Source organism: Thainema salinarum CENA647 (assembly GCF_057732415.1).
Genome location: NZ_JBYJZJ010000002.1, coordinates 107148 through 124091 on the forward strand (window position 1 = coordinate 107148; position 16944 = coordinate 124091).

The 16944-nt window shown below is 61.0% G+C and carries 21 protein-coding genes and 3 pseudogenes; 23 read left to right on the forward strand and 1 reads right to left on the reverse strand.

Features of this window, described 5'->3' with window-relative positions; all coding sequences use genetic code 11:
* Positions 1-169 precede the first annotated feature (169 nt).
* The 8 genes and pseudogenes from AC286M_RS00595 to AC286M_RS00630 all read left to right on the forward strand — a co-directional run bounded on the left by AC286M_RS00595 (position 170) and on the right by AC286M_RS00630 (position 4886).
* Positions 170-673, forward strand: coding sequence for a DUF3150 domain-containing protein (locus AC286M_RS00595; RefSeq protein WP_488202527.1), 504 nt, complete (start codon positions 170-172; stop codon positions 671-673).
* 150 nt (positions 674-823) lie between these two features.
* The gene (locus AC286M_RS00600; RefSeq protein ID WP_488202528.1) at positions 824-1285 is read left to right on the forward strand and encodes a DUF3150 domain-containing protein; all 462 of its coding nucleotides are present in this window, start codon (positions 824-826) and stop codon (positions 1283-1285) included.
* Between the two features lie 48 nt (positions 1286-1333).
* Positions 1334-2476 (forward strand): hypothetical protein, encoded by a 1143-nt coding sequence (locus AC286M_RS00605; RefSeq protein ID WP_488202529.1) that lies wholly within the window; start codon positions 1334-1336, stop codon positions 2474-2476.
* A gap of 133 nt (positions 2477-2609) precedes the next feature.
* Positions 2610-2783 carry a hypothetical protein gene (locus AC286M_RS00610; RefSeq protein WP_488202530.1) on the forward strand — a complete coding sequence of 58 codons (174 nt, stop codon included), beginning with the start codon at positions 2610-2612 and terminating at the stop codon, positions 2781-2783.
* Positions 2784-2814: 31 nt separating this feature from the next.
* Positions 2815-3486 (forward strand): VWA domain-containing protein, encoded by a 672-nt coding sequence (locus AC286M_RS00615; protein ID WP_488202550.1) that lies wholly within the window; start codon positions 2815-2817, stop codon positions 3484-3486.
* Between the two features lie 314 nt (positions 3487-3800).
* Positions 3801-3896 (forward strand): annotated as a pseudogene (locus tag AC286M_RS00620) (primase-helicase zinc-binding domain-containing protein); the annotation flags it as partial.
* A gap of 61 nt (positions 3897-3957) precedes the next feature.
* A complete protein-coding gene (locus AC286M_RS00625; RefSeq protein ID WP_488202531.1) occupies positions 3958-4530 on the forward strand; it encodes a DUF7146 domain-containing protein in 573 nt (190 codons plus the stop codon).
* 11 nt (positions 4531-4541) lie between these two features.
* The gene (locus AC286M_RS00630) at positions 4542-4886 is read left to right on the forward strand and encodes a hypothetical protein (RefSeq protein ID WP_488202532.1); all 345 of its coding nucleotides are present in this window, start codon (positions 4542-4544) and stop codon (positions 4884-4886) included.
* Here AC286M_RS00630 and AC286M_RS00635 read toward each other — a convergent pair.
* Positions 4846-5607, reverse strand: a complete 762-nt coding sequence (locus AC286M_RS00635) for a hypothetical protein (RefSeq protein WP_488202533.1) — start codon at positions 5605-5607, stop codon at positions 4846-4848. The two genes, AC286M_RS00630 and AC286M_RS00635, sit on opposite strands and share 41 nt — an antisense overlap.
* A gap of 152 nt (positions 5608-5759) precedes the next feature.
* Here AC286M_RS00635 and AC286M_RS00640 point away from each other — a divergent pair, with 152 nt between their 5' ends.
* The 15 genes and pseudogenes from AC286M_RS00640 to AC286M_RS00710 all read left to right on the forward strand — a co-directional run bounded on the left by AC286M_RS00640 (position 5760) and on the right by AC286M_RS00710 (position 16707).
* The gene (locus tag AC286M_RS00640; RefSeq protein WP_488202534.1) at positions 5760-6362 is read left to right on the forward strand and encodes a hypothetical protein; all 603 of its coding nucleotides are present in this window, start codon (positions 5760-5762) and stop codon (positions 6360-6362) included.
* A 36-nt stretch (positions 6363-6398) separates the two neighbouring features.
* Positions 6399-6692 carry a hypothetical protein gene (locus AC286M_RS00645; RefSeq protein ID WP_488202535.1) on the forward strand — a complete coding sequence of 98 codons (294 nt, stop codon included), beginning with the start codon at positions 6399-6401 and terminating at the stop codon, positions 6690-6692.
* Positions 6692-7063, forward strand: a complete 372-nt coding sequence (locus AC286M_RS00650) for a hypothetical protein (protein ID WP_488202536.1) — start codon at positions 6692-6694, stop codon at positions 7061-7063. The genes AC286M_RS00645 and AC286M_RS00650 overlap by 1 nt, the downstream gene beginning before the upstream one ends.
* Positions 7064-7135: 72 nt before the next feature.
* A complete protein-coding gene (locus tag AC286M_RS00655) occupies positions 7136-8113 on the forward strand; it encodes a TraI domain-containing protein (protein WP_488202537.1) in 978 nt (325 codons plus the stop codon).
* Between the two features lie 94 nt (positions 8114-8207).
* Positions 8208-9044 (forward strand): hypothetical protein, encoded by an 837-nt coding sequence (locus AC286M_RS00660; RefSeq protein WP_488202538.1) that lies wholly within the window; start codon positions 8208-8210, stop codon positions 9042-9044.
* Between the two features lies 1 nt (position 9045).
* Entirely contained in the window at positions 9046-10020 is a 975-nt protein-coding gene (locus AC286M_RS00665) for a helicase HerA domain-containing protein (RefSeq protein ID WP_488202539.1), read from the forward strand.
* On the forward strand, positions 10017-10970 hold the full coding sequence (locus tag AC286M_RS00670; RefSeq protein WP_488202540.1) for a TraM recognition domain-containing protein: 954 nt from the start codon (positions 10017-10019) through the stop codon (positions 10968-10970). Before AC286M_RS00665 ends, AC286M_RS00670 begins: the two co-directional genes overlap by 4 nt.
* A 28-nt stretch (positions 10971-10998) precedes the next feature.
* Entirely contained in the window at positions 10999-11616 is a 618-nt protein-coding gene (locus AC286M_RS00675) for a hypothetical protein (RefSeq protein WP_488202541.1), read from the forward strand.
* 363 nt (positions 11617-11979) lie between these two features.
* Positions 11980-12027, forward strand: a pseudogene (locus AC286M_RS00680) (hypothetical protein); the annotation flags it as partial.
* Between the two features lie 325 nt (positions 12028-12352).
* Positions 12353-13798 carry an ATPase, T2SS/T4P/T4SS family gene (locus AC286M_RS00685; RefSeq protein ID WP_488202542.1) on the forward strand — a complete coding sequence of 482 codons (1446 nt, stop codon included), beginning with the start codon at positions 12353-12355 and terminating at the stop codon, positions 13796-13798.
* Between the two features lie 3 nt (positions 13799-13801).
* A complete protein-coding gene (locus tag AC286M_RS00690; RefSeq protein WP_488202543.1) occupies positions 13802-14107 on the forward strand; it encodes a VirB3 family type IV secretion system protein in 306 nt (101 codons plus the stop codon).
* Between the two features lie 57 nt (positions 14108-14164).
* Positions 14165-14350 (forward strand): annotated as a pseudogene (locus AC286M_RS00695) (hypothetical protein); the annotation flags it as partial.
* Positions 14351-14462: 112 nt separating this feature from the next.
* Positions 14463-14870 (forward strand): hypothetical protein, encoded by a 408-nt coding sequence (locus AC286M_RS00700; protein WP_488202551.1) that lies wholly within the window; start codon positions 14463-14465, stop codon positions 14868-14870.
* The gene (locus AC286M_RS00705) at positions 14849-16000 is read left to right on the forward strand and encodes a VirB4 family type IV secretion system protein (protein ID WP_488202544.1); all 1152 of its coding nucleotides are present in this window, start codon (positions 14849-14851) and stop codon (positions 15998-16000) included. The genes AC286M_RS00700 and AC286M_RS00705 overlap by 22 nt, the downstream gene beginning before the upstream one ends.
* Positions 15997-16707, forward strand: a complete 711-nt coding sequence (locus tag AC286M_RS00710; RefSeq protein ID WP_488202545.1) for a putative type IV secretion/conjugal transfer ATPase — start codon at positions 15997-15999, stop codon at positions 16705-16707. The genes AC286M_RS00705 and AC286M_RS00710 overlap by 4 nt, the downstream gene beginning before the upstream one ends.
* Positions 16708-16944: the final 237 nt, after the last annotated feature.

Here is a 16944-nt window from a genome sequence, read left to right on the forward strand (position 1 = left end):
CTCATGGCGTGGGCCAGGTCGATTGCGCTCACCGCCACCGCAGCATACAGTGCAAGGGTTCGGCATAGCCGTACGCAGGTCTTACCGCCTGCATTCATCATCACATCCCCGCGGGAATTCACTTCCCGCATGGGGTAAGTGGGTTCCCGCTCTACATGGAGCAACCCACATGAACGCGCAAGTCGTTCCCACCATCAAACAGGCGACCGCCACCGGTATCGTGTGCGTCACGCTGGACATCCACCTCTGGTCTGGCCGTAAGCGACTCCGAAAGGAGAACCTTCTGGCCAAGAACCCCGAGCTGGCGCATCTCCCCCCGGAGTCGCTGGCTACGCTGGGCTCGATCAAGATTGCGGACCCGGAAGACCTGGCACCGTTTCTCAAGTACAAGCGCGAGGCCGAAAAGCTGCTCAGGCTGCACGGACTGCCGCTTCTGGGCACCATCGGTATCCCCGAGGGAAAGGTCCATCTGGTCCACAGTGGTCTGCTCGAGATCAAGAAAAAGTTCGATGACCTGGCGCTGAAGCTGTACCAGGACTTCGATGCGCGTATCGGCCAGTGGCGCTCGCGTATCGACAACCAGGACTGGGAGCACTTGATCACGGACATTCCGACCCCGGAATACGTGGCTGGGCGGCGCCTTTCCTTCGGGTCCCGATCTCTGCCGCGTTAGCGCGCCCAGCAGCGATGAGTTCAGCGAGGTCAACCAGCAGTTCGGCAAGCAGATGACGGGCCTCAAAGGCGAGTTGTTTGCCTGAGGCAGCGGAAGAAGCCAAAACCCTGATGGAGAAATACCTGATGGGCAAGGACGCTCTACGGTGCCGTGCGCAAGCGCGAGAAGATCACGCAGAAGACGCTGGGCCCGCTCAAGCGAATCGGCGCGAAGTTCAAGAGCTTCAGCTTCTTGGACCCGACCGTGGAGCCGCTGGCACAGATCGTCGATCACGTGCTGGCATTGCTGCCGGATGAGGGCCCGATCGAGGGCGTGCACCTGATGCACGTCTGGACGTTGGCCAAGACCCTGTCGAACAACGCGTCGGCGCAACAGGCGGCATTGCTGGTCAGGGACACGGGCGGCGCAAACTGCACGCGTTCGAATCGATCCTGCGCACCGCACCCGAGCAAGTCGAGAGTCCCGCTCGAGGCCTTGATTGGCGTCAAGCCCGACAACACCCCCGTGGAGGAAATGCAAGTGGATGTCGATGCTTCTACGGATGCGTCGTCGCCTATGCAACCGAAGGGCGATGACGATGGCTTCCAGCCGGAGTTCGTCGGCCTGTTCTAACGCAATCCAACGACGTCCTGGCCTCGCGCCAGGGCGTTGGGAGCAAACATGCAAAACAACACCAACGTCGCAACGGCCAAGAAGGTCATTGCGGGTTTCGTGTCGCTCATCCTGGGACGTGCCACCACCATCATTTGGGGGCAGCACGTATCCATGCTGGCGAATGGAGACATCACTCTACCGACACCCACCACGGGTGAGGAATCACAGATCGCTGCGCTGACGCGCATGGCGGTACACGAGGCAGGACACGCGCTGCACACCGATGTGGGCTGCTTTGACCGTCTTTCGAACGAGCAACAGTGGGTGTTTAACCTGCTGGAAGACCCGCGAATGGAAAAGGAGCAGCGAAAGCTGTTCCCCGGTGCGGGCGTGATCCTTGCGCGAGGTTTCGATGACGCGCTGGACACGATTCTCAATGGGATCGACCTGCAGCGCGAGGAGGATCGCGCGAAGGTGCTGCAGATCGACGTCATCATTCGCGGTATGCGCGCCTTGTCGCCGTACGCAGCGATTGAGGAACGAGCGCAGTCCTTCGAGGCGCTTGCGGCACAAGTGGTCAGCGAGCATCAGCGAAAGGTCATCGACGCCGCGATTGCGGAACTGGCAACGCACACGTCCAGCATTGAGACCGAGGACCTGGCTGTGCGGCTTGAGCGCCAACTGCGCGATCAGCCGCCCGAGGAACAGATGCCACCCGAAGACGGGGGAATCAAGGCCAGGACCAAGAATCGGAACAGCAAAACCAAGGCGAGGCCCAAGAAGACCAGGAGAGCGGCGAGCATGGCCAGGCCCTCGAACCCCGCAGCGAATTGCAGCAGGGGGAAGATGGCGAAGGCGAGGGCGCCGACGACAACAACGATGCCCCGGGCGAAGACGGCCAATCGGCGGCGGGTACCCTGCAAGCAGAAGGCAAAACGACTGAAGCGCAGGATGGCGAAGGCAGCGAGCAACCCGATAGTGGCGAGGGCGCCAGTGGGCCAGAGGATGCATGCGGCTCCAAAGCCTCTGGCGGATCGTCAGGGAGCCACGAGGGCGAGGCGCCAGGGCAACCGGCAACGGAAGCGAGCGACTCGGTTGGCGAATCCGAGCCTGCAGGGGACAAACCCAACGGTGAGGCAGGCGAAGGCGGAGAATGCTGCGCGCAGCCCGACGCAGACCTGGACGCCAAGCAGGAGCAGCAGCCGCTGACCCTACCCAAGAGCAGCTACGACCTGGGAGAGATGCTCCGCGAGGCCTACGAAGGCTCAGCACGGCAAGATCCCGGAGCCGCAACAACAGATGCAGGAGGAGACGCGGGTGGACGAGCAAACGCTGCGTCTGCTTGCCGAAGCGATTGGCAGATGTCGGCGAGGACGGCCAAGACCTTGAGGAGCTGATGCAGGCTGCGATACAGCAGCTGGAGCGGACTGGCGTCGCAAAGCAATCGGGTGTCGCCAACGGAACACCAGGTGCTACGGCGCTCGCCGCTGCAGTTCCCCTGGGCGTAGTGTCCTGACGTTCGCTTGGACGGTGTGCAGTCGCGGCTGGTGCGCGTCTTGTTGCGAGAGCTTCAGGACAAGCGCCGTAGGCCTACGTCGTATGCCAGAGCTGGTGGCCAGGTGGCTGTCAATCGCTTCTGGCGTTTGAACTCACTCGGCGACACGAAAGTGTTTCGGGTGAAGGCAAAGCGCAACGGCGTGGATGCCGCGGTCAAGGTGCTGCTCGATCGCTCGGGAAGCATGGCGAAGGTGCTGCCAACGGCCGCAGAGGCAACGCTTGCGTTCAGCCTGGCGATGCAGCGACTCGGCAACGTCTCCACTTCGGTGGCGATGTTCCCGGCCCAGACCGATATCACCGAGTCACTGCAGACCTTTGGACAACCCGCCCAGCAGGCAGTGCGGCGCTGCGCCAACCTGGTCGCGACCGGGGGCACGCCCCTGGGGGCTGCAGTGGCGCGTGAGTTGCAAGACTTGCTGCGGCAGAAAAAGGAAAAGCACGTGCTGGTCGTCGTGACCGACGATGGTCCGGACGATCCTCATCTGCTGGCAAAGGCCCTTGAAGAGGCCTACGAGAACGACGTCGAGGTAATTGGGGTGGGGATCGGATGTTGCATCCGAGCCTTCATTCCCAACTCGACGAGCATCAGCTGTACCGAACAGCTACCCGATGCGATGGAAGCCCTGTTTCGCGAAAAGCTCGCTCTGAGACTCGCGGCCTGAGGCTCATCAACTCCTTGCTCCCCGTATTAGGGGGGCTTTTTTCAGTCCTTGTCTCGAGGGCTGAAACAAGCCCTGGCGTTCGCGCCAGACGTGGTCAACGACATTGGACAGGGCGTTTCTGGCCCTGGAGAATTGGCATGTTTTCGCAGTTGCGAAGATCGCAGCCTTCTCGCTGCATTCAACCACCCACTGGGGCGAGCCTGTCCCTTGGGACGGTGCATGCCTCAGTTTCTTTGGAGATTGGGACGTGAACATCAAAGCAGAGGACCTCGTCTACGATCGCTGGCCGGACATCCTCACGGCAGCAGGCATGGATGCGAGTTTCTTCAGCCCGCGAAATTGGACCGTGCCCCTTCTGCGGAGGCACTGACCGGTTCCGATGGGCGAAGAAGAACGGCGGGCTGCGGGGTTCTGGAATCAGTGCACCGTGGTGGAAGCTACGCAAATGGCTTTCGAATGCTGATGGAACACATGGGATACGCATCGTTTCGCGAAGCGGCAGACCACGTACGAAGCTATTTCGGTGCAGGGGCACAGATCCAGGCCATTGCGCGCGAGGCGCGTGTGGCCAGGACCAACGACCTCTCGCCCGACCAAGCACAGCGCAACCTGCAGCGCATCCAGCGTTTCTGGAGCGAAGCGCGCGAGATCACCGCCGGCGACCCGGTCTCGCGCTACCTGAGCAACAGGGTGCCCGGTTTGGACGTGAAGCCGCAAATGCTGCGCTATCACCCGGGCCTGGAGTACTGGTCTCCACCGGAGACGGAGGGCGGCAGACCGGTTTCACTTGGCAAGTACCCAGCGATGCTTGCGCTCGCGCAAGACGCCAGGGGTGAGGTGGTGCAGCTGCACAAGACCTTCCTCACAATGGATGGTCACAAGGCAGCCGTACCGTTGGTCAAGAAGACCGACTATGGCCTGGGCATCAACTCCTTCGCCATTCGCATGATGCAGCCCGTGGGCGACACATTGGCGGTGTGCGAAGGCATCGAAACCGGACTTGCAGCAGCGATGCGGCCCGAGTGCCTGTATGGCCTTGCCTGAACGGCCCAGCGATGGCGCAGTTCGAGCTGCCCCAAGACCTCAAGGCGCAAATCCGGCGCCTGGTGATCTTTGCGGACCACGATGAGCGCAAGCGAGTCGGTGTCGTTGATGGAGTGCAGAAGTTTCGCCGCCCTGGCAGCTTCTACGGCGAGCAGCTCGCTCAGCGCATCCGCAAGGACGGCGTTCGGGTGCTCGTCATCAAGGCAGCATCGCAAGGCCAGGACATGGCCAACCAGTGGGCCGCGCAGTACGAGCGCGCCCACAGCCATTGCGAACGAAGAAGGAAGCCACCCGTCTACGGACGGGTGGCTTTTTCTATTCGCGCTTGCCAGAGCGCTCCGCCCCGATGGCTATGAGAAAGAACAGGTAGGCGCTGCTATCACGCGGGATGTTCTTGCCCGCCTTGAGTACGCACACCAACTGTGAGAAATGATGCATGCCTTCACCCAGGCCGTTCTCCACGAAATCCGAATCGCGGCGGTCTGCGGCCGCGATGGTTGGCTTCAAGACTAGGGTGTGCTTGCCATCGAAGCTGGAGAAACTTGCACGCAGCGGGCTTTGTGCCACGCAATTGCGTAAGTCGAAGCCGGCACTCGCGCCGATCAGGTAGATCTGATTGCGCGTCATGTTCATCGGATGGACGAGCACCTCGATCGTGATCAAGTAGTCGCCGCTCTGGACGCCGAAGCCCATGTCGCGGGTAGCGCGGAGGTAGTACAGCGAGTCGTCGGCGTCGACGGCAATGCTGCCGAGATCGTCCGGAAGTGAAAGTGCCAAGTCCGGACCTGAGCCAAGTGAGTGGACGAGCCGCGTGCTCGCCGGGAAACTACTGCCGTCAGCGTCCAGAAACCAGCCCATGGGCTTGCGGGTCAATTCCGAAATCTTCGCCAGCAGGTCCAGATCCGGGAGCGCCGTGGCGTTGAAGGCCAAGAACTCGCTGGTGACGCTCTCGTGAACGCCCAGCGAGACTGCCAATGCACGACTTCTGTCTCGCAAAGTCGGGGGAAACCCTAGCTCATCGAGAGAAATTCGCAATCGGGCCCTAAAGCGCTGCGGAAGGATGTCGATAGCAGACATGGAGGGGCATGCCTCGGGCGCGAGCCATGGCAGGATCAAATGTGAACGCAGGACCTTTGCTCAGCTCAGCATATCGGGGAGCGGGAGCGGAAACTTTAACGTGGACGGCACTGAGGGAGGATGAACTTGACGAATATACGACGAGAGAAGAAATGCTTACGGCCAAATTGAACTCGCAGCTCTTTGGCGACTGGCGTTTGCCCAACTACACACGCTCCATCATCGCCGAGAACTACAAGGCGCTGATGCGCCGTTGGCAGATCGCGCGCAGTACTGCAGACATGGACGCCCGTGTAGTAGCCCGTTGGTTTCCCGAGCAGGATGCGCTTCTGGAGCTGCTCGCGGTCCTGAGCGAAGAGGAAGTGCTTCGCATCGCGGACACCAGGGCGCCTCTGTTCACCATGGTGCTGCACGAGGGGCTGAAGCCGTCCACGGCGGCGGCGCTGGTTCAGCCAGGCGAACTTGAGGTCGCCAATCTGCAAGAGGCCTTCATGGCGCTTTCCGTCCGGCTCGATGCATTGCGCACCTCACACGAACAGGGCTGTGTGCTCTTTGACCTGGGTTCGGCAGAGGCAAACTATCTCGCTCGCATGGCTCCCCATGATCTTTGGGATCTGGCGGCAAACCCTGCTCTGGTGCTGCTCCCTGCAGCCGCCGACAAATTTTTCACCGTGGCCGCCTCGCGCGACATGAGTTCTGCCAAACGCACCATGTACATGGGAATGTCCAAGCGTTCGAAAGCCGGCGTGCTCTGACTCCCTATCAAAGCTCTACAACCACAAGCAAGCATCATGGATAAGTTCACCGGTCGCGCACTCGTAACCTCTGGAAACCGCAAGGTTTTGTTCGAAGACCCTGCTTGGGATGATCGCTTCGACGTTCTCATGGAGCTGACCACCCGAACGAAGCTCATCTACGAATTGACCGGCACCAACGTGCACGAGCCGCGCCTGAAGGAAGAGATGAATCGGCGCTTGGCTGCCCGCGGCGTTACGGTGAGTCTGGCCGCGCGGGACCATCGAAGGCTGCGTCCTCAGAACGCTTCCTGGAAACAGCGGCCGAGCGCTATGAGGCAGCCTACCTGATGGCACTGCACTTTGGAGCGCGCGGCGCGGGTGAGCATGCAGAGGTTGAAACGAACTACGCGCGCGCGGTGGACAAGCGCATCGAAGTCTATGCAAAGTACAGAAGCGATGTCGCGCCCTGTGGCGGGGAGCACCGCATCACGTTCGAGACCTACTGCCTGCTTATCAACGGCATCAAGGCCGGCGATATCGAGGTGCGGCATTGCGGGACATGCAAAACCAAGCATCCAGTGAGCCGCCTGCACATCGGCCCGGCGGCCTGCCCGGCGTGCGTCACGCAGGATTTGCGCGTTTCAGAGGCAGAAAGTGAGATCGGAGCGCGAATCGCCGCCTTCAGGGCCTCGCGCGTGAACATGCGCCGCGTCGGCTGATCCCGCTCTACGGGCACTTTTGGGGTTGTAGGCTGGGGTCGGCCTTGGGGTGTTGGGTAGAAAAATACCTGGATGCTCCAAAAGTGGATTTCCATATTGAGGCGTGCTGCGCCGCCCGCAATCAGCGGTACCCAGCGCGCAAGCCAGCAAGGAAGTGGCGCACGCAATTCGAGCGCCGCACGGCCGGCGAACGTCGCTCAGCCGCCTGCGTACCCTCCGGTTGATCGGGGGCTCGCCATTGCGACGCCTGAGGGAATCCTGAGCGCAAATGAAGCCCTACTGGGGCGCTTGCGGCTTCATGCGGCCAGTGACGCCGCCATTTTTGAGCAGAGATTCGAGCAGCCGCTGCTGAGACTGGCTGAACAGGTCAATGTCCTCCCTGCAACTGCAACCGCTCTCTTCTCTGGCGAGGGTGGGTTGTTTCGCGCCGCCATCGAAATGGGTTTCTACAGCTACCAGGCGGGGGATGGCCGAATCTTCACCGGCGCGGAAACCGTCGAGCGCCGCCATGCACTGGAGGGCCGCTGGCGCTACGTCTGCTTCCTCGCAGGCATCCTGTATCCGCTGGGAAAGTCGCTGGACACAATCGTCATCACCAGCGAGGAAGGCGCGACATGGCGCCGGCATTTCGGCAGCCTCACCAAGTGGGCGGCAGGCAGCAACGTGCAGCGGATCTTTGCGACGTGGCCCAATGTGGATGAGTCGCTGCGGGAGATTGGTCCTTCAACCCACACGTCCGCCTTGATCGCATCGATCGTTGGTGCGGAGAACCTGCAATGGCTGGAAGACGGTTCGCCGGAACTGGTGAAGACCTTGTATGAGATCTCATCGGGCAGTGCGACGCAGGCGCGCAACTGTCTGGATGTCATCGAGACCATCTGGGAGCGTATCTCCCGGCGAGAGGAAGCACGACGACCGCAGGCGTACGGGCGCCAGATCGTTGGCACGCACATGGGCCCATACTTGGTGGGCGCCATTCGCGAGCTGCTTGGATCGGCGGGCTGGAAGATCAACGGGGAGAAGGTCAAGGCGGATCAATCCGGTCTGTGACCTCGTCTGGCCAGATGCGATCGAGGACATTGCGCGTTTTGGTGTCCAGCAGGGGTACCCGGGCTGGCCAGCCAGCCCCATCACCATTGCAGAGTTGCTCAAGGCGTCACAGGTGGTGACCCAAGGCGGGGAAGAGAGCCTCGGCATGGTTGAGGTTGTCGCTGGCGATGGTGAGATCCTCATGGCACTGAGGCTTCGGAATCCGCTGTCTGTTCTTGAAGACTTCGATGCGGACGACTATGTCGAGCAGGCACCCAAAACACTTGACGCCATCGTGGCGGCCGATCCGCTGGCACGCGCCGAGGTAACAGCCGGGGCGGCGAAGCAAGTACAAATTCGCCGTGGCGAAGCACAACTTGCGCCCCTGGAGCCCGAGGCCGATCCCGAGTCGACACCGAACTCGCCTGCAGAGGCCACAGAGCTGCGACAGTCGAACGACCAGGACGCCCAGGTTGGAGCGCACCTAGCGACGATTTCCGAGGGCCCAGAGCTCGCGAAGCCGACCGTGGGAAGCGGAGTCCCCCAAATGCTTCACGAGGAAGAGCCTTTGGCCGCAGCAGCGGCTGCGCCCATTCGCGAGGCAGCTGAGGTTCGGTACAGCGACCTGGTGCCGCAGGAAGTTCAGAAGGACATCAAGAAGCGGCTGCATATCGAGTTGCTTGGCAAGGTCATGAAGGCCTGGCGTGACCGTGGAGAGGCCAGCAAGTCGATGCGCATGACGGACAGCGGCGCGGCCATCACGGTGGAAAAACTCGCCACGCTCGTGCGCGATGTGCCTGCTTGGGTGGGCGAAATGGCTGCAGCCGGTCTGATCTACAGCCCCCCGGCCACGCCGGGGCTGAAGGTAATCAAGGTCGCTATTCCGGAGGGGTCTAAGCCCAAGGAAGCGGTCGTGCTCTCGCGGTTCGCTGTGAAGAAATTGGGGCTTTGACATGGCAGAGAAGAAGCGTTTTGAGCAACTGCTGCGCCCGGTCTACGAGGCCCGAGCGGCTGTTGCTTGGGCAGTCGCCTGCATTTGGATGGCAGGCGTCAGCATCGCCCTTGAAGCACCGAAGCCGGCGCTGGTGGCGTGTACGCTGCTCGCCCTGTGCATGACCGGCCTGCGATTTATTTCTGCCAACCGCCTGCTCAAGTACAAGCTTTCGCTGCTTGGCCAGCCCACAGTGGTGATGCCCGCGACCAGGCTGCAGCGCTCCATGTCCAAGTTGGGAAACAATCTCTGGTTGGGTTGGGGCTATCGCTGGGAGCCACGCCACACACAGCGAGCCTACGAGATCATGAAGCGCGACCTGGTGGACGTGTACCCGCCGCCGTGGTGGCTCAAGTGGCGCGGGGACAAGCGCGAGCCCCTCAAGTCCAAGGGACTGCCGTGGATTCATGGCCTGGACATGGGGGAGAAAGACGTCGTTCTCCCCTTCGAATCGCTCAAGGGGCACTGCGCCATCATCGCCACTACCGGTGCGATCAAGACCCGTCTTGCGGCGCTGGTGATTTTCCAGCTGGCCATGCGCGGCGATTGCGTGATCGTGATCGACCCCAAGGGCGACAAGGACCTGCGCGAGATCTGTCGGCAGGCAGCCCTGCTTTCGGGCAAGCCTGAGCGCTTCCTGATGCTGCACCCGGCATTCGCCAGTGAGTCGGTGCGTTTGGACCTCATCAAGAACTGGGATCGCGTCTCCCAGGTGGCCTCGCGGATCACCATGGTTCTGGACAGCCAGGAGAGCCGACAACTTCAAAGAGTTCTGCTGGATGGCGGTGCACCGGATCACGAACGCCATGAAGTATGTCGGTCGCCGGGTGTCCATCTATACGCTGAAGACGGCGATGGAATCGCGCACGGCGGTCGAGGCACTGACCGAGCAAGCGCTAAAGAAGTTCTTCGAGGTCGATTGCCCGGGGCTGCATGAGGCATTGGGAGAAGCAGATCAATGCACTGGCCTCCGCCGGCGGAAAGCCGCAAAAGGGCGCCATCGAGACCAGCTCGCCAGAACTGGCGGCAATGATCAAGGTGTTCCAAGAGCAGGTGCCAGAGGACGAGGAACAGGCCAAGCTGACGGGCTTGCCTATCAAGCCGGAAGAACTGCGCGGCCTCATCGCCATTCTCGAAGCAAACAGAGAGTGGTTCGGCAAGATGATCGTGTCGATCACGCCAATGCTCACCAAGCTCACGACGGATGACCTCAAAGGGCTGCTGTCGCCCGACTACGACGACATCAACGACCAGCGACCCATCATGGATGGCAAGCGCATCGTCGAGGGCAACCACATTCTGTACATCGGCACAGACACGTTGGCTGACGAGTCTGTCGGCCGAGCAATCTCGACCATGGCTCTGGCCGAACTCTCCGCGGTGGCAGCCGAGATCTACAACCACGGCACCGCAGCCGATACGGGCGAAGAGCCCCGTCGTGTGCATGTGGTGATCGACGAATGGGGCGATGCAGTGTGCGCGCCGGTCATCCAGCAGGCCAACAAGGGCCGCGGCGCTGGCTTCTTCATCTGGGCGCTGGGACAGACCTTCAGCGACTTGGTGGACAAGTTCCAAGGCAACACGGCGCGCGCCAAGCGCTTCATTGGAAACATGAACAACATGATCGTGGGTGCCACCCAAGACCCCGACACGATGGCGCTCATCACCGAGAAACTGGGCGAGACAACGATCACGGTTCGCGGCCAGTCCACCGGCATTGGCTCAAAGACCGAGGACGTGGGGCTCGAGTTTTCCGCGAATTCAAGCACCTCGATTTCCGAGAAGGACAAAGAGATCTTTCCGCGCTCGCTGTTGCCGAGCCTGCAGGACCTCCACTACATCGGGTTCTTCAACCGTGGCGAACTGTCAAGGGCCGAATCCCCGTGATCGTCGAAGACAAGAAGTATCGAAAGAAATGACCACTATCGTCACCCTCAATGCGGCACGGGCGCGCAGTCCGCAGCAAGTCCTCAAGAACGACGCCACCGTGTATTGGCCTGTCAGCGAGCTGCACCAGTCAGACCAGGACGAGTGGATCACGAACGCCGTCAAGGGCACCCCCGAAGAGGCCTTTGCGCAGGTGATCTGGGCGCACCACCCGAACCTCAAGGAAGCGACCCGCAAGCTGGCCGAGTACATCGGACCGCGCTGGCCAGCCCAGGATGGTCGCTCGCTGCTGGCCGTGTGCGTCTCGGAAGCACTACGTCGTTCGAACGACGCCGTGAAGAATGGTGAGGCATTCCTGGGTCGAATCGTGGGCGTCTATCTCTACGGTCTGACCGAACACGCTGCCGATGTCGCGCGCCTTTCCATCACGGGCATGGATCTGGATGGCATCACCCATCGGTGGACGCCGTTCTCGGAGCCGCTTGCGACCTGGGCCAAGCGCCTGGGTGTGGATACCGTGTGTGTCGAGTTCGCCAGCCCCGCTCCGAGCGAGGGGACCATCGCCGGAATCCGAACCCACATGGTGACCCACCTGTCCAACCCGACCGACACGGGCTATCTGCTTCGTCATGCGGCACACGGCTGAACGCGGCATTCACCTATGAATAACTCCCAGCACCTTGGTTTCTGGTTTGTCCTAGCAATCCTGGGATTCATGCTCTCACCCCTGCTGAGGTCCGGCGAGAGCATGGAGCGCTTCGTGACCGGGGAAATCCAGCAGACAAGGCACGCGATGGGCAAGCGTGCGGCCGACATGGTGGTCGGCTTTGCAAACTCGATCTTCGAGGGCACGCCGCTGATGGTGGTGGCCGGCGCTGCCAAAACCGCCTCGCTCTCGGACGATGACAAGAAGCTCAGCCGCAAGGTCGCAGGCCCAGGGGGCGCAATGATGGGCAACCTCTTCAACAGCTACATGCAGGGCCTGGTACTGCAGTCCTACATCGTGGCCATGCGAATGGCCATCGTGCTGATCTGGCTGGCCTTTCTGGCGCCGCTCTTCGTTGCGGCGGTCTATGACGGCCTGATGCTGCGCAACGTCAAGATGAGCGAATTCGGCTCCCTGCGGCCAGGCGACGTTCACGCTTGCCGGGATGGTGGTGATCCCTGTGATCGCGCTGCCGGTGCTGTACCTGGTGCTGCCATTCAGCTTGTCGCCTTTGCTGGCTCCGGCCTGGGCCGCGTTCGTTGCGATGCCGTTGTCCATTCTGGTTTCCAACTCGCAGCCCATCTTCGGGCGCTGAGGGTGCGTGTCCCTGTTCAACGGCCCCATTTGGGGATGTTGGGCGGGGAGCGAAACGCAAACCGCAGACAAGAATTCCTGCATGAGTTCAGGAGTCTTTGTTGGTGCGGATGGTCGGGGAACGCGCGGCGGCTACAGCCAAAGCGTGCTGAACCAGATCAAGGACACACTTCACATGCTGCGACCGTATTTCGAGGACGAAGAAGTCAACGAAATCATGGTAAACGGGCCCGACGACGTGTTTATCTCACGCCGGGGCAAGGAACTGCGCGTACCGGTGAGCTTGAGCGCCGGCACGATCAAGACCGCAATCACCCTGATCGCCGCGACGGTGGCCAAGGAAGTTGGCGAGAAATCGAACAATCGGATCCTGTCTGCCCCGCTGCCAGGCTTTCGTGTCGAGGCAATCCTGCCGCCCATTGCGGTCAAGGGACCTTCGATGTGTATCCGACGCCATGCAGCGCGCGTCTTCACCATCGAGGAGTATGTCGCCTCAGGAACCATCTCTGAGAAGTACGCGACCCTGCTGGCCAACGCCATCGCAGCGCGAGAAACCTTCTTGGTGGTGGGCGGCACTGCATCTGGCAAGACCACGCTGCTGAACACTGCCCTCTCCATGATTCCCGACGATGAGCGCCTGTTCGTCATCGAGAACGTGCCGGAGCTGAAGATCTCGAGCAACAACCATGTCCGCATCGAGTGCGATGAGGACCAGGGCGTTACGCCGCGCAAGGCCGTGCGCACAGCAATGCGCTATGCACCCAAGCGTGTGGTGCTGGGCGAGTTACGGGGGCCGGAGGCCTACGACTGGCTTGACGCTGCCAACACCGGGCACCCTGGCTCGGCTGCAACGATTCACGCCAACAGCGCGCCCAAGGCGCTTCCCGCGCTTGGAGAACCTGCTCCTGATGGCCAACATGGGTGTGCCCTACGACCCTTTGCGCGCAGCCATCGCCGACACCGTCGATTGGATGTTCTTCATCTACCGCGATGGCAGCAAGCGGTCGGTCTCACAGGTCAGCCGCCTGCACGGATTCGACCGCGCCAAAGGCGAATACGAGATCGAAAACTTTTGAAGCCGGGCACCTCGCCTGCATCAATCACCCCCCCCTTTGTCAACCCAGAGAGTCACACCATGAACTTTGCCAATTCCTTCCAACTGTTCGCCTCGCCCTTCATGAACCGCCGCGCAAACCCGGGCCAATTGCCCATTCTGTTTGCAGCGATCCTGCTCATGCTGGCCGCTTTCATGCCCGTCGAAGCTTTCGCTCAGGGTTCGGGTATCACTGTGCCATTCATCCAGGACTTCGGTTGCAGCATCGTCGCCTGGCTGAAGGGTCCACTTGCAATCGTGATCTTCGTGATCGTGGTGGTCGTGACGTTGGTCTTCGGCATGATCTCCAAGATGGATTGGGGCAAGATCATCACGGTCTGCATCATCTTCGGTGTGATCCTTGGCATGGGCTCCATCCTGGCCAACAGCGGCTACATCAACAACATCGCTGGCATGAGCGCCTGCCTGCAGTAAGTCGTGGCGTCGCGGACCAGTTCCTTCCACATCTCGCTCCACCGGCCCAAGCTGATCATGGGGGTGGAGAAGGGGAGTTTCGCAGGCATCGTCTTCATCGGTGTGTTTGCTCTGGTGGCGAAGATGTATTGGGCATACCCAATCCTGGCAATCCTCTACATGATCGCGCGGTGGGTGACCAAGAAGGATGACCAGTTCATGGCCATCCTGCTTCACTACCTCAACGAAGACCACGTCTACGACGCAACGCCTCCGGCCGAGCGACTTCAACAATCGCCCGCGAGGCTGGGCAAGGGATTGCCCCGTTGAACACACGCGCGGCTAGGTCCGCGCGTGCCTCATTTCACCTTCCCCTGTCGCATTGCCATGCTCTCATTCGAAGACCTCTTCACCAAGCCGCGCAAGGCCGCGAAAAGTTTCGCTGAACTCCTGCCATGGTTCGGGCAGGTTACGCCTGGTCTGGTGCTTTGCCAGGATGGCTCGCTCCTGGCGGGGTTTGCCTTCGCCGGTGAGGACGTCGAGGGCAAGGAAAACTTCGAAGTTGACCAGCGCATTAACCAGCTGCAGATCGCCTTGCGCGCGCTCACCGATCGCGTGACCCTCTGGGAGCATTCAGGAGCGTCGATTCACGGACGGCTACAACTTCGCCGAATTCGCCAGCCCGGTGGCGCGACTCATCGACGAGCAGTGGGGCGCGGCCTGCAAGGTGCAACGCAACGCAGTGATTCGGCAGCACATCTACCTGTCGTACAACTTCCCGAACAAGTCGGAGCGATTCTTCGAAGCCCTAACGGCCGAGATTCAAGAGCACGACGGGCAGGTCCTCAAGGCCACGGCTAGCCTCATCAAGCGCCGTTTCACCGAGAAGGGGGCCATCGCACAGGTGCGTGGTCAGCTCGCCGAGATGGCCTCGGAATTCGAGAAAGCGATTGCCTCGTTCGCCGGGGTAGTGCAAAACAACTTGGGATTTCGCCGGATGGAAGGCGCGGAGTTCCTGGGGAACTCTATTCCCGCGCCAACCTGGCATCGCCTCGTGGACCTGTCGCCTCGGTGGGAGATACCCCATTCCTGAACACCATCCTGGCGGCAGACACCATCGAGCGGCGCAATGACCAGTTGATGTTCAAAGGGCCCACCAAGGCCACCTATGTGGCAGCCCTGTCTACCACTGGAACGCCAAGGGAAGCGTACTCCAACGACGTTGATCGACTGATGGGAGCCGACTGCGAATATGTGCTGGTGCAGTGCTTTCGCTTTCTGGACCGCATGGTGGCCGAGAAGGCAATCCAAGACGCGGAGATGTTCTACCGCTCCGAGGTCAAGTCGGTCGTTACGCGTGTGTTCGAAAGGCTGTTCGACCAGGTCAGTGAGAAGGTCAACACCGGCAACCTGCATCTGGCCCAAGACGCACAGGATGCGCTGGTCGAGCTCACCACCGAGGATCTGACCTACGGCTACTACAACATGACCCTCTTGGCGCTTGGCGACACGCAACGTCAAGCCGAGGTTGCGGCAGACCAACTGGCGGGCTCGCTGCGCAGCAGTGGCTTCACAATCGTCCGCGAACGCCAGGGGATGATGTCGGCCTACCTGACCAGCCTCCCCGGAAACTCCAACGCGACTTTGCGTTGGAAACTGGCGTCCTCAGCGAACATTGCCGATTTGGCGCCTATCCGCACTATCACGCGCGGCGAAGAATGCTACCCTTTGTTCTCGCGCGTGCTGGGCCGCGAGGTTCCACCGCTGTGCAGGTTCCTAACGCCCTACGGCGTGTCCTATGACTTCAACCCCCATGAGGGCGATCTTGGACACACGGCAATCATCGGCGGCTCGGGCTCGGGCAAGACCTCGCTGATGACCCTGCTCATTGCTCAGTTTCAGAAGTACACGCCCGCTCAGACGTACATCTTCGACAAGGACTACAGCCTGATGATGGGCGCGGTTCTGATGGGGGGGCAAGCACATCGACTCAGGCCCGAAGGGGCGCGACCGCGGCATGAACCCGGTCAAGGTCATGATGCAGAACAAGGACGACATGCGCCTGCGACAGTGGATCGAGGTGCTGATCACGGCGGGCGGAAGCGATATCTCGCCAACCGAGAGTGCGACCATCTTCTCGGCAATCCAGGGCCTGCGCCGAAGCCCGGAGTCGGCTTGGCGTCTCTCGGCGGTCTACGCGCTAATTGCCGGCGAGAACCGTGACCTGGCAGCAAAACTGGCTCCGTATGTGGGACCGGTCGGACTCCGATGATGACTACGGCGCGGGCCCATACGCCAACTACTTCGACAACGACGAAGATAACTTCAAGCTGACCCACATGGTTTGCATGGAGTGCGGCGGCATCCTGGAGACGCCCCAGCTGGCCAGCCCATTCATGGACTACGCTTTCTACTGCATCGAGCGCAGTCTGAACGGCACCACGCCCACGCTGATCTACGTGGAAGAAGCCTGGTACATGCTGTCCAACCCCGTCTTCGCGCAGAAGATGGAAGACTGGTTGCGAACATTCCGCAAGAAGCGCGCCTTTGTCATGTTCGCCACGCAAGCACTCGACGAGATCGCGCGCCTTCCCAACATTGGGAGTTTTGTGACCAACATCCCCACGCAGATCTTCCTGCCTGCGGTGAAGTCGTCCGTGCATGAGCAAGCCGAGTTGTTCCGTTCCGTGTTTGGTACCACTGATGCGCAAATGGAGTTGCTGGCCGGTGCGATCCCCAAGCGCGACTACCTGCTGGTTCGGCCTACCGTGACGCGACTCGTCAACACGAAGATGCCGCACGCCGTGATCGCGATCAACGAAGCCACGACGCTGGAAGCCAAGCGCGAGCAGCTCGCCATGTATGCGGCTTCTCGTGAAGCCAACTGGGAAATGAAATTTTTGAAGGAGGTCCTCAATGCCCAAGCGTAAATCCATCATCCAAGCCGCAGTTGTCTCAGTCGCGTTGGCATCACCCATGTCAGCGATGGCCTGGGTGCCCTTCGGAGTTCACGCAGATCATGAACAATATTCAACTGCTTTTCGTGGCTGCGGACTCGGCGAAGTCGGCGAAGGCAGAGGTCTCCGCGCTTGCCGTCCAGAACAAGCAGTACGCGATCGATATCGCGAACAACGCCAAGTACGAGATTGATGCCTCACAACGCTTCG

What these genes read in the sequence shown, in the direction of transcription:
- AC286M_RS00640 (WP_488202534.1), top strand. Translation starts at nt 5,760, where the DNA reads ATGCTTACGGCCAAATTGAACTCGCAGCTCTTTGGCGACTGGCGTTTG.
- AC286M_RS00625 (WP_488202531.1), top strand. Translation starts at nt 3,958, where the DNA reads ATGGGATACGCATCGTTTCGCGAAGCGGCAGACCACGTACGAAGCTAT.
- AC286M_RS00670 (WP_488202540.1), top strand. Translation starts at nt 10,017, where the DNA reads ATGAGGCATTGGGAGAAGCAGATCAATGCACTGGCCTCCGCCGGCGGA.
- AC286M_RS00630 (WP_488202532.1), top strand. Translation starts at nt 4,542, where the DNA reads ATGGCGCAGTTCGAGCTGCCCCAAGACCTCAAGGCGCAAATCCGGCGC.
- AC286M_RS00645 (WP_488202535.1), top strand. Translation starts at nt 6,399, where the DNA reads ATGGATAAGTTCACCGGTCGCGCACTCGTAACCTCTGGAAACCGCAAG.
- AC286M_RS00675 (WP_488202541.1), top strand. Translation starts at nt 10,999, where the DNA reads ATGACCACTATCGTCACCCTCAATGCGGCACGGGCGCGCAGTCCGCAG.
- AC286M_RS00650 (WP_488202536.1), top strand. Translation starts at nt 6,692, where the DNA reads ATGGCACTGCACTTTGGAGCGCGCGGCGCGGGTGAGCATGCAGAGGTT.
- AC286M_RS00595 (WP_488202527.1), top strand. Translation starts at nt 170, where the DNA reads ATGAACGCGCAAGTCGTTCCCACCATCAAACAGGCGACCGCCACCGGT.
- AC286M_RS00685 (WP_488202542.1), top strand. Translation starts at nt 12,353, where the DNA reads ATGAGTTCAGGAGTCTTTGTTGGTGCGGATGGTCGGGGAACGCGCGGC.
- AC286M_RS00635 (WP_488202533.1), bottom strand. Translation starts at nt 5,607, where the DNA reads ATGTCTGCTATCGACATCCTTCCGCAGCGCTTTAGGGCCCGATTGCGA.
- AC286M_RS00665 (WP_488202539.1), top strand. Translation starts at nt 9,046, where the DNA reads ATGGCAGAGAAGAAGCGTTTTGAGCAACTGCTGCGCCCGGTCTACGAG.
- AC286M_RS00655 (WP_488202537.1), top strand. Translation starts at nt 7,136, where the DNA reads ATGCTCCAAAAGTGGATTTCCATATTGAGGCGTGCTGCGCCGCCCGCA.
- AC286M_RS00605 (WP_488202529.1), top strand. Translation starts at nt 1,334, where the DNA reads ATGCAAAACAACACCAACGTCGCAACGGCCAAGAAGGTCATTGCGGGT.